Genomic DNA, 12046 nt, shown 5'->3' with positions numbered 1-12046 from the left:
CACCGGCCGGGCGCTCACGGTCATCGATCACCCTCGCCCTCTGGCGGTGTGACGGTCCATGGACAAAGATCGGCGTTGTTTGGACGGAGCGGACGGAGCGGACGGAGCGACGGGAGGCCCGGGCGTGTACCACACCTGGATGCGGTACTTCACTCCGAGCCCGGCCCACCACCGGCTCGGCCTGGTGTGCCTGGGCGTCGGACTGCAGCACGGCGCACTGCCCACGGTCGGCCCGCGCACCCTCGACCACCATGTCGCCATCGTCATCAGCGCCGGCCGCGGCTGGTTCACCGCCCCCGACGGGCGGCGCCGGACGGTGACCGCGCCCGCCCTGCTGTGGATCGTGCCGGGCGTGCCGCACCACTACGGGGCCGATCCGGAGACCGGCTGGGACGAGAGCTTCGTCGACTTCACGGGGCCGGCCGCCGCCACGTACACCGAACTGGGCTACATCGAGCCGGACCGCCCGCTCGTACCGCTCGCCGACACCGGGCCGGCGCGGGCGGCCGTGGGGCGGATCGCGCGGGCCGCCCGGCGCGGCAACCCCCTCCTGGAGGTGGAGACCTCCGCCGCGGTCCATGAACTCCTCGTCGCGCTGCGCCGCGCCCGTGCCGACACCGACGCCGACGGCGACCCCGTCCTCCAGGCCCTGGCCCGGGACGCGTTCCTGCCGCTGTCGGTCGCCGAGCATGCGGCCCGGCACGGTATGACGCCCGCGGAACTGCGCACCGCGGTACGGCGTGGGGCGGGCTGCAGCCCCAAGGACTATCTGCTGGGGATCCGGTTGGGCCGGGCCAAGGAGCTCCTGGTGGGCACCGAACTCCCGGTCGCGGCGGTGGCCCGCCGGGTCGGCTACGACGATCCGGCCTACTTCAGCCGCCTCTTCACCCGACGCGTCGGCACCGCCCCGGTCCGCTTCCGCGACCGCCAGGTCCGCAGCGTTCCGGGTGGCTGGTCGACCCAGATCCCGGACCCGGATGATCCGCCGTTGGTCAGCGGGTGGGGTGGCTGAGGGGTGGTTGTGGCTGGGGGAGGGTGCCGGTGCGGCCCCCGCGGCACACACGCAACCCCGCGAGGCGCCCGCCCCCACGTCCGGCGGTTCCTCGGAGGTCAAACCCCCGTGCACAGGCCACCGGCCGTACGGCAGCATGACACCCATGCCCGAACTGCAGCGCGACGAGGCGCAGACCCGAGCCCGACTCATCGACGTCCACCGCTACGACATCGAACTCGACCTCACCCAGGGTGAGGACAGCTTCGCCTCTCGTACGGTCATCCACTTCACCGCACGAGCCGACGGCGACACCTTCGTCGAGCTCAAGCCCGTCGAGCTGCACTCCGCCACCCTCGACGGCCGCCCCCTGGACCCCGCGGCCCTCGACGGCAACCGCCTCCCGCTCACCGGCCTCACCCCCGGCGACCACGAACTGCGCCTCCAGGCCACCATGCGCTACTCCCGCACCGGCGAAGGCATGCACCGCTTCACCGACCCCGCCGACGGCGAGAGTTACGTCTACACCCAGCTGTTCATGGAGGACGTCCAGCGCGTCTTCGCCGCCTTCGACCAGCCCGACCTCAAGGCCGTCTTCGCGCTCACCGTCACCGCCCCCACCACCTGGACCGTCCTCGGCAACGGCATCGCCACCCAAGGCGACCCCGGCCACTGGACCCTCGCCCCCACCCCCCTGATCTCCACCTACCTCGTCGCCGTCGCCGCCGGCCCCTGGCACTCCGTACGCACCGAACACGCCGGACTGCCCTTCGGCATCCACTGCCGCCGCTCCCTGGCCCCGCACCTCGACACCGACGCCGAGGAAATCCTCGACATCACCCGCCGCTGCTTCGACCGCTACCACCAGCTCTTCGAGGAGCCCTACCCCTTCGACTCCTACGACCAGGCATTCGTCCCCGAATTCAACGCCGGCGCCATGGAAAACCCCGGCCTGGTCACCTTCCGCGACGAATTCATCTACCGCTCCGCCGTCACGGACACCGAACGCCAGACCCGCGGCATGGTCATCTCCCACGAAATGGCCCATATGTGGTTCGGCGACCTGGTCACCCTGAAGTGGTGGGACGACATCTGGCTGAACGAGTCCTTCGCCGAATACATGGGCTACCAGGTCCTCGCCGAAGCCACCCGCTTCACCGACACCTGGACCGACTTCGCCATCGCCCGCAAGGGCTGGGGCTACGACGCCGACCAGCGCCCCTCCACCCACCCCGTCGCCCCCACCCCCGAAGACGTCCCCGACACCGCCTCCGCCCTCCTCAACTTCGACGGCATCTCCTACGCCAAGGGCGCCTCCGCACTGCGCCAACTCGTCGCCTGGATGGGCGAGAAGGACTTCCTCGCCGGCATCAACGACCACTTCGCCCGGCACCGCTTCGGCAACGCCACCCTCGCCGACTTCATCGACTCCCTCGCCGGTGCCACCGACCGCGACGTCCACGCCTGGGCCGAGCGCTGGCTGCGGACGACCGGGGTCGACACCCTCACGCCCGAAGTCACCCACGACGGCGCCCACTGGCACGTGAACATCCACCACCAGGGCAGCCCCCCGCTCTTCGCGGAGAAGAGCGACCACTCCGCAGCGCCGGACCGGGCCGATGGCAGCCGCCCGCACCGCATCGCCGTCGGCCTCTACGACCACGCCCCGGACGACCCGAAACGCCTGGTGCTGCGAGACCGCCTCACCACCGACATCCCGGCCACCGGCGACTGCGCCCTCAGCTCCTCCGGCCCCCGCCCCGCCCTGCTCCTCCTCAACGACCAGGACCTCACCTACGCCAAGGTCCGCCTCGACACGGCCTCCTGGGACACCGCCCTCGCCGCGCTGTCCGGCCTCCCCGACCCGCTCACCCGCGCCGTCGTATGGAACGCCGCCCGCGACATGGTCCGCGACGGCGAGCTCGCACCCACCGCCTACCTCGACGCCGCCCGCGCCCACCTCCCGTACGAAACCGACCTCGCCATCGTCCAGGGCGTCCTCGCCTTCGCCCGCACCCAGATCGCCGACCGCTACCTCCCCGCCGCCGAGCGCCACACCGCGCTGGCCACCCTCACCGCCCTCAGCCGCGACATCCTGCGCCGCACCGAAGGCCCCGAACACGGCACCGCGGCAGGACTCCGGCTCACCGCCGTACGCGCCTACATCGACAGCGCCACCACCCCCGAAGGCATCCAGGACTGGCTCGACGACGGCAGCGTCCCCGGCGGCCCCCACCTCGACCCCGAACTGCGCTGGCGCATCCTCGGCCGGCTCGCCACCCTCGGCGCCGCCACCCCCGAAGCCATTGACGCCGAACTCGCCCGCGACCCCAGCGCCACCGGCCGCGAAGGCGCCGCCCGTTGCCACGCGGCCCTCCCCGACCCGGCCGCCAAACAGGCCGCCTGGGACGCCCTGTTCACCACTGACGACACCGCGGCGCTGTCCAACTACCTCTTCACCGCCACCGCCACCGGCTTCTGGTCACCCGAACAGCACGACCTGCTCCGCCCCTACGTCAGCCGCTACTTCACCGACGCCCCGGCCCTCGCCGCCGCCCGCGGCCCCGCCCTCGCCGAAGCCGCCGGCCGCTACGCCTTCCCCGCCACCTTCATCGAGGACGACACCCTCCGCCTCGGCGAAACCTGCCTCACCGACGGCGACCCCACCCCCGCCCTGCGCCGCAAGCTCATCGACCAGCTCGACGATCTGCGGCGGGCGGTCGCGATACGCGCGGCGGCCGACGGCGCGTAGCGCCGGACCCGGCACAACGGGTGCCGCCGGACCGGCAGCCGGCGGCACCCGAACACCTGCGGTACCCCCGTACCACTTACGGGTGGTATGGCCACGACCAGTGGATACGCACCGTACAGGGAAAGTAACTTAGGGCCGCCTAAGATTCGTCCGTCATGGACAAAGGCCCCAACTCCCCTGACAGAAGAGCACATTGATGTCTGTGCCCCCTGCCGGCACCGCCCTCGCAGGCGGCACCAACGGCCCCCGCGCACTCCGCCCCCTCCTCGACACCGTCCTCGACGCCCTCACCACCGGCGCCGAGGACCGCGCCGGCCCCCTGCCACCAGGCGGACCCGACACCGTCGCGCGCGCCGTACGCGACGCCTGCCACCCCCTGCTGCCCGAGCACGGCACCGGCCCGCACGCCGCCCTGCGCACCCTCGTGCACACCCTCGCAGCCGGCGCCGCCGACCCCGCCGACCCCCACTGCGCGGCCCACCTGCACTGCCCGCCACTGGCCCTCGCCACCGCCGCGGACCTCGCCGCGAGCGCCCTCAACCCCTCGATGGACTCCTGGGACCAGGCCCCCGCCGCCTCCGCACTGGAGGCCCTGGCCGGCCATGCACTCGCCGCCCTCGTCTACCCCCGGGCCTCCCGGCCCGACGCCCTGATCACCACCGGCGGCACCGAATCCAACCAGCTCGCCCTCCTCCTCGCCCGCGAAGCCGCCCCCCACGGCTCCGCGACCGACCCGCACCGGCCCACCCGCCCCCTCCAGATCATCTGCGGCGCCAACGCCCACCACTCCATCCACCGCTCCGCCTGGCTCCTCGGCCTCCCCGCACCCCTCACCCTCCCCACCCCCGACGGCATCCTCACGCCCGACACCGTCCACACCTGCCTCGCCAACCTCGCCGGACGCACCGGCCCCCTCCTCCTCACCGCCACCGCCGGCACCACCGACTCCGGCGCCATCGACCCCCTCCCCGCCCTCGCCGACATCGCCGACCGGCACGGCGCCCGCTTCCACGTCGACGCCGCCTACGGCGGACCCCTGCTCTTCAGCGACACCCACCGCACCGCACTGCACGGCCTCGACCGCGCCCACACCGTCGCCCTCGACCTGCACAAACTCGGCTGGCAACCCGTCGCGGCCGGCCTCCTCGCCGTCCCCGACCCCACCACCCTCGCCCCGCTCGCCCACCAGGCCGACTACCTCAACGCCGACGACGACACCGAAGCAGGCCTCCCCGACCTGCTCAGCCGCTCACTGCGCACCACCCGACGCCCCGACATCCTCAAAATCGCCGTCACCCTCAAAGCCCTCGGCCGCCACGGCCTCGGCGAACTCGTCGACCGCGCCCTCGCCGCCGCCCGGACCCTCGCCGACCTCATCGAGGCCCACCCCCGCTACGAACTCCACTCCCGCCCCACCCTCAGCACCGTCCTCTTCCGCCCCACCGGCGCCGACCACACCACCCTCGCCACCATCCGCCGCACCCTCCTCAACGACGGACAAGCCGTCCTCGGCCGCGCCACCACCCCCACCGGGCTCTGGCTCAAGGCCACCCTCCTCAACCCCCACACCCAACCCGGAGACCTCACCACCCTCCTCAAACTCGTGGAAGGCCACATCCCCCGATGACCAGCACCCCACCCCCCGAAGGCGCCCTCACCACCGACACCACCGGCCCCGACGAACCCCTCGACCTCGCCGGCATCGGCATCGGCCCCTTCAACCTCTCCCTCGCCGCCCTCGCCCACCCCCTCACCCACCTGCGCACCGCCTTCTACGACCAGCGACCCGCCTTCCACTGGCACCCCGGCCTCCTCATCGACGGCGCCACCCTCCAAGTCCCCTTCCTCGCCGACCTCGTCACCCTCATCGACCCCGCCAGCCCCTGGACCTTCCTCAACTACCTCAAAACCCGCGAACGCCTCTTCCCCTTCTACTTCGCCGAGCGCTTCCACCTCCACCGCGCCGAATACGACGCCTACTGCCGCTGGGTCAGCGAAAACCTCCCCGACCTCCACTTCGGCCACCAGATCGACGCCGTCCGCTGGAACCCCGAACGCGAAGCCTTCGAAGTCGACTTCACCCAACTCGGCACCGAAGGCGAAGCCGAAGCCCTCGGCCGCACCTACGCCCGCAACCTCGTCCTCGGCATCGGCACCACCCCCCACATCCCCGTCCCGCTACGCCTCCTCGCCGACGCCCCCGCCGTCCCCGTCATCCACTCGGCCGACTACCTCGACCACCGCGAACGCCTGCTCGCCGCCGACCACATCACCGTCATCGGCGCCGGCCAGTCAGGCGCCGAAATCTTCCTCGACCAGCTCCGCGCCCGCCCCGCCGGCCGCGAAGGCCTCCACTGGCTCGCCCGCACCCCCGCCTTCGCCCCCATGGAATACAGCAAACTCGGCCTCGAACACTTCACCCCCGACTACACCCGCTACTTCCACGCCCTCCCCGAACGCGTCCGCGACGACCTCGTCCCCGGCCAATGGCAGCTCCACAAGGGCATCGACCACACCACCCTCGCCGCCATCCACGACGAGCTCTACCGCCGCACCCTCGACGGCGGCTGGCCCGACACCACCCTCACCCCCGGCGTCTGCGTCCGCACCGCAGGCCGCGTCGGCACCACCAAGGTCGAACTCCACCTCGACCACACCCAGCAAGGCACCCGCTCCCGCCTCACCACCGACGCCGTCATCCTCGCCACCGGCTACCGCGAACGCCGCATGGACACCCTGCTCGCCGCCCTCGACCCCTACGTACGCCGCGACTCCGGCGAACGCCCCCGCATCGACGAACACCACCGCATCGCCCTCGACCCCTCCGTCACCGGCTCGATCTACGTCCAGAACGCCGAAACCCACACCCACGGCGTCGGCACCCCCGACCTCGGCCTCGCCGCCTGGCGCAGCGCCACCATCCTCAACTCCCTCACCGACAAAACCCCCTACCCCCTCCCCACCCGCACCGCCTTCACCACCTTCGGCCTCCCCCAACCCTCAACCCCCCGAACCGGCACCGTCCCCCGCCAAGGCTCCACCCTCGTGCCACGCCACTGACCCACGGCGGCGATGCCCCGGGCACCGCCGCCGCCCACCCGTGCCGTCCTCAGAAAACCGGCACCCCGTCCCGCGTCAACTTCCAGGCCACCGAAGCAAACTTCACCGGATCGATCTCCCCGTTCTCCTGCACCCAACCGATAATCAAATTCCGGATCTCGTCCGACGTCGACCAAACCTGTTCCGCGGCGGCCACATGCGGAAAATTGCCGCCACCGCTCGCCCGGTAATTGTTCACCGCCAGCACGAACCGCGCCGCATCATCCACCGGCTTCCCGTCGAACATCAGCTTCCCGATCCGCTGACCCGCCGGCTTCGCGATATCGATCTCGTACGACACCCCGCTCACCGCGTCATAGTTGTAATCCGGCGTACCGTCCGCATTCGTGATCTTCGACGGATCCACCGGACCATCACCGGCCGCCGTCCGCACGTAATACCGCGCCGAAAACTCCAGATACGCCCGCACCTGCGCACCCGTCAGCACCCGCGCCTCCAGCGTATTGTCGAACGGATACAACGCCGCCATCGACCGGATCGTCACATCACCTTCCGGAACCGTCGCCGTCCGCGAAAAACACGACGCCTGCGACAACACCGGCAACGACGCATACGCCGACCCCGCCAGCGCCTTACGCACCACCTCCGCCTGCACAAAGGCAATGAAGTCCAATATCGGCGTGTCCCGCACCGGAGCCTGAGCCGCCGTCATCTCCGCCTTCGACCGCCCGATCACCCGGTTCACATACGCCACGACCTTCCGGTGCTCCGCACGCAACAGACCCGTGATTCGCCGGTCCTCCGCCACCGCATTCGAATTCAAGACCCGCGAACCAACCGACCCCACCCCCCAACGCCCCCGACGCCAATCCACCACCACATCGAAAAGCGTCAGCCGCTGCCCCCACTTCAACGGCTCCGACAACACCACCTCCCGGCCCGACTGCTCATTCAGCACCCGCCGCTCGGAAACTTCCACATGCGCATGCCCCACCAAAATCGCATCGATCCCCGGCACCTGCTCCGCCACCAGCACCGCCGCATTCTCCACATACGGCAACTGATCCCCGTACGACGACGTACCACTCGTCCCCGAATGCGCCGACACGATCACCACATCCGCGCCCATCGACCGCAGCTTCGGCACCCACTTCGCCGCCTGCTCCACCAACCCCGGAAACGCCAGCTTCCCCTGCACATGAGCCTTGTCCCAGATCGCTATCCCCGGATTCGTCAGACCCAGCACCGCCACCTTCACCTCCCGCCCGTGCGGCGTCCGCAACCGCTTCATCACATACGGCCGGAACGCCGGCCGCAGTGACTTCGCATCCACCGCATTCGCCCCCAGCAGCGGAAAATCACAGCTCTCCTCGAACTTCCGCAGAACCGGAATCCCGTAATTGAACTCGTGATTCCCCAGTGCCGCCGCGTCATAGCCGATCGCATTCATCGCCCGCGCCATCGGATGCACCGGACCGCCCGGATCCGTGATCGGATCCACCTTGGCGTAGTAATACGCCAGTTGGGTTCCCTGAATGGTGTCACCGGCATCGATCAGCAGCGTGTTGTGCCGGCCCTTCTCCCGCCGCACATCCGCCACCAGCGTCGAAATCTTCGCCAGCCCGACATCATTGTGAGCCGCGTCGTCGAACTCCGCGTCCGTCGCATAGTCCCAGTTGAAGACATTGCCGTGCAGATCCGTCGTGCCCATGACCGTGAACGCATACCGCTCCCGACGGCGACCGTGGCCGCGCCCGCCGCTGCCCTGAACCCCCACCGCCGCCGCCGGCGCGCCCGTGGCCCCCGCAAGCGCCACCCCGGCTCCCGTCACCACGGAACCACCCACGAACTTCCTACGGTCGAGCGACATGCCAACTCCCTTGGACGAAAGGCCTTACGGACAGGGACAACGCGCGTAGATTCTGGCGCAGCGGCCCCCACCGCAACACCCCTCACCGCCCGGCAGCGGATGACCCACCCCACCCCGCCCCGATATGCGACCCTGCACCCCACGCCCACCCCGACACCCCGCCCACCGACCACCCCCCCACCGAACCCGGGAGGCACCATGACCGACCCCACCCCCGACACACCCACCGAACACACCCCCACCACCGGCACCAGCCCCACCGCCCTCCCATACGGCACCCCCGACACCCCCCGCCTCGCCGTACGCGGCGAAGCCCGCCTCGAGGTCGACCCCGAAATCGCCCGCATCGTCGTCACCGTCAGCGCCCGCGGCACCGACCGCAAAGCCGCCCTCGCCGACCTCACCCGCCGCAACGAACAAGCCCTCACCCTCATCAAGAGCTACGGCGACGCCATCGAAAAACTGGAAACCGGCACCTTCAGCCTCACCCCCCAACTCACCGAGAAGGGCCGCCACGAACGCATCCGCGCCTACCACGGACGCGTCACCCACACCGCCACCCTCAACGACTTCACCACCCTCGGCGAACTCACCACCCGCCTCGCCGACCTCGACCTCACCCGCGTCGACGGCCCCTGGTGGGCCCTGCGCCCCGACTCGCCCGCCCATCGCAACGCCCGCACCCAGGCCGTCCGCGAAGCCGTCCAGCGCGCCCGCGAATACGCCGAAGCCCTCGGCGCCCGGCTCGACGCCATCGTCGAAATCGCCGATCTCGGCGCCGAGAACACCGCCCCCATGGCAGCCCCCGCCATGCGCTCCTTCGCCGGCTACGGCGGCGCCGCCGTCCAGGAATCCGCCCCCGCCCTCGACCTCGAACCCGAGCGCCAAACCGTCTACGCGAACGTCAACGCGCGCTTTACGATGACCCGTCCCGCACTGTGAGACCGAGCCGCGCGAGGGCGATATTCTGCTCATCGGAGCGCCTTCGCGCGCATTCCATTACTTGTCAACAGCCTTTCACCAAGCGCTCGTTGAGCGGTCACTTCTTTACAGTTCCCTACCGCCCGGTAAGTCATAGAGTCGAAACATGCGCCGAGCAAAGATCGTCTGCACACTGGGACCCGCCACCGACTCGTACGAGCAGATCAAAGGCCTCGTCGACGCCGGAATGGACATCGCCCGCTTCAACCTGAGCCACGGCACCTACGCCGACCACGAGGCGCGATTCGACCGGGTCCGCAAAGCATCCGAAGAAACCCGCCGCAGCGTCGGCATCCTCGCCGACCTTCAAGGTCCGAAGATCCGCCTCGGCCGATTCCGCGAAGGGCCCGTACTTCTCGAACGCGACGACGAGTTCACCATCACCGTCGAACCGTCCACCGAAGGCGACCGCCACATCTGCGGCACCACCTACGACGGCCTCGCCGCCGACGTCACCACCGGCGAACACATCCTCGTCGACGACGGCAAGGTCACCCTCGAAGTCATCGAGGTCGACGGCCCCCGCGTCCGCACCAAGGTCATCGAAGGCGGCATGGTCTCCGACCACAAAGGCCTCAACCTTCCCGGCGTCGCCGTATCCGTCCCCGCCCTCTCCGAAAAGGACCAGGACGACCTCCTCTGGGCCCTGCGCTACGGCGCCGACATCATCGCCCTCTCCTTCGTCCGCAGCGGCCGCGACATCGAAGACGTCCACCGCATCATGCGCGAAGAAAACCGCTTCCTCCCCGTCATCGCCAAGGTCGAAAAGCCCCAGGCCGTCGACAACATCAACGACATCGTCGCCGCCTTCGACGGCATCATGGTCGCCCGCGGCGACCTCGGCGTCGAAATGCCGCTGGAAACCGTCCCGATCGTCCAAAAGCGCGCCATCAAACTCGCCAAGCGCAACGCCAAACCCGTCATCGTCGCCACCCAGATGCTCGACTCGATGATCGACAACTCCCGCCCCACCCGCGCCGAAGCCTCCGACGTCGCCAACGCCGTCATCGACGGCACCGACGCCGTCATGCTCTCCGGCGAAACCAGCGTCGGGAAGTACCCCACCGAAACGGTCAAGACGATGAGCCGCATCGTCGAAGCCGCCGAGGAAGACCTCCTCGCCAAGGGCCTCCCGCCGCTCACCGAAGCCAACAAGCCCCGCACCCAGGGCGGAGCCGTCGCCCGCGCCGCCGCCGACATGGGCGACTTCCTCGGCGCCAAGTTCCTCGTCGCCTTCACCCAGTCCGGCGACACCGTCCGCCGCCTCTCCCGCTACCGCTCACCCATCCCGCTCCTGGCCTTCACCCCCGACCCGGCCACCCGCTCCCAGCTCAACGTCAGCTGGGGCGTGGAGACCTTCCTCGGCCCGACCGTCAACTCCACCGACGAGATGGTCGCCCAGGTCGACGAACAGCTCCTCAAGATCGGCCGCTGCCAGAAGGGCGACGTCGTCATCATCACCGCCGGCTCCCCACCCGGCGTCCCCGGCTCCACCAACCTCGTTCGCGTCCACCACATCGGCGAGGACGACATCCCGAAGTAGCCCCACCCGCACCGCGATCCCGCTGGGCCGAGGTCCTGACTGCCGTCCCTGTCAGTACTTCGGCCCGATGTGTTGGTCCATGAGGGCCACGGAGGCGCGCTTGGCTACGGAGATGTTCTCCGCTTTGCGGGATCGCCGGGCGAGTTTCCACTCGACGCCGACCTTGTCCAGGGTGTCCGTATAGAGCCGCAGGATGTCGGCGGACATGTTGGTGAAGAAGTACCGCGGGTATTCGTAGCGCTTACGCTCCCCGGCGACCATACGCGTCGCCCAGTTGGTGATCCGACAGCCGTCGGAATGGACGAGCCCCCGGATGAACTCCCAGGGAAACTCGTCCACGATCTGCTGCTGCCAGGCTTCGAGGACGATCGGCCGCTCGTGCTTCTTGCCGGGGCCGTGCTGGGGGAAGAGGCACGGCCAGTGCTGGCTGTAACTGACCACCGACACGCAGCCTTGGGCTCGTGTGCGGTAGGCGCTCCGAGTGGGGTTGACCGCGCGCATGGCGGCCTCACAGGCGTCCACCAGGCCCGGCCATGCATCCGCGCAAGCGATGCGTAGGTAGTACCCGGTACGCGGATGAGCGCTGACGCAGCCGTCGCCGAGGTACAGGCCAAGGAGGTAGGAGTATTCCCTCGCGTTCTCGGGCGGTTCCGGGGTGCACTGGCAGCGCGTGCACGGCTCTGCCTGGACTCGCATGCGTGGCAGCGGCTCGATGCGCAGCTGCCAGGAGCGGAGAGAGGCCCGAGATATCCCCGTCTCCTTGCTGACCGAGTTCAAGCTGCGCCCCTGGCTCACCAGCGCGAGGGCTCGCTTACGTGTGCTGATGTCGTACATGCAGCCACTGTGCGT

General features: G+C 69.9%; 8 protein-coding genes. 6 read left to right on the top strand and 2 right to left on the bottom strand.

Annotated features, from left to right (window positions below; translation table 11 throughout):
- Positions 1 to 124 precede the first annotated feature (124 nt).
- From KI385_RS12575 to KI385_RS12560, 4 genes are all read left to right on the top strand, one after another.
- Complete coding sequence (locus tag KI385_RS12575; protein ID WP_238572264.1) at positions 125 to 1012, top strand: helix-turn-helix domain-containing protein; 888 nt, start codon at positions 125 to 127, stop codon at positions 1010 to 1012.
- Between the two features lie 145 nt (positions 1013 to 1157).
- Complete coding sequence (gene pepN / locus KI385_RS12570) at positions 1158 to 3743, top strand: aminopeptidase N (protein ID WP_238572263.1); 2586 nt, start codon at positions 1158 to 1160, stop codon at positions 3741 to 3743.
- 196 nt (positions 3744 to 3939) lie between these two features.
- Positions 3940 to 5370, top strand: coding sequence for a pyridoxal phosphate-dependent decarboxylase family protein (locus KI385_RS12565; RefSeq protein WP_238572262.1), 1431 nt, complete (start codon positions 3940 to 3942; stop codon positions 5368 to 5370).
- The gene (locus KI385_RS12560; protein ID WP_238572261.1) at positions 5367 to 6803 is read left to right on the top strand and encodes a lysine N(6)-hydroxylase/L-ornithine N(5)-oxygenase family protein; all 1437 of its coding nucleotides are present in this window, start codon (positions 5367 to 5369) and stop codon (positions 6801 to 6803) included. The genes KI385_RS12565 and KI385_RS12560 overlap by 4 nt, the downstream gene beginning before the upstream one ends.
- A gap of 49 nt (positions 6804 to 6852) precedes the next feature.
- Here KI385_RS12560 and KI385_RS12555 read toward each other — a convergent pair whose 3' ends face one another.
- Positions 6853 to 8673, bottom strand: a complete 1821-nt coding sequence (locus KI385_RS12555) for a bifunctional metallophosphatase/5'-nucleotidase (RefSeq protein ID WP_238572260.1) — start codon at positions 8671 to 8673, stop codon at positions 6853 to 6855.
- Positions 8674 to 8871: 198 nt separating this feature from the next.
- Between KI385_RS12555 and KI385_RS12550 the strand changes: the two genes are divergently transcribed.
- Together KI385_RS12550 and pyk are read left to right on the top strand one after the other, a co-directional pair.
- Positions 8872 to 9615: an SIMPL domain-containing protein gene (locus tag KI385_RS12550; protein ID WP_238572259.1), complete on the top strand. Its 744-nt coding sequence runs from the start codon at positions 8872 to 8874 to the stop codon at positions 9613 to 9615.
- Positions 9616 to 9760: 145 nt separating this feature from the next.
- Positions 9761 to 11197 (top strand): pyruvate kinase, encoded by a 1437-nt coding sequence (pyk, locus tag KI385_RS12545; protein ID WP_238572258.1) that lies wholly within the window; start codon positions 9761 to 9763, stop codon positions 11195 to 11197.
- A gap of 51 nt (positions 11198 to 11248) precedes the next feature.
- Here pyk and KI385_RS12540 read toward each other — a convergent pair whose 3' ends face one another.
- A complete protein-coding gene (locus KI385_RS12540) occupies positions 11249 to 12031 on the bottom strand; it encodes a transcriptional regulator (protein WP_238572257.1) in 783 nt (260 codons plus the stop codon).
- Positions 12032 to 12046: the final 15 nt, after the last annotated feature.

Origin of the sequence: Streptomyces inhibens (genome assembly GCF_022221585.1) — a bacterium.
GTDB lineage: Bacteria > Actinomycetota > Actinomycetes > Streptomycetales > Streptomycetaceae > Streptomyces > Streptomyces inhibens.
Note: the sequence above shows the minus strand (reverse complement) of the source record. Positions and strands in the feature narration are given on the sequence as shown.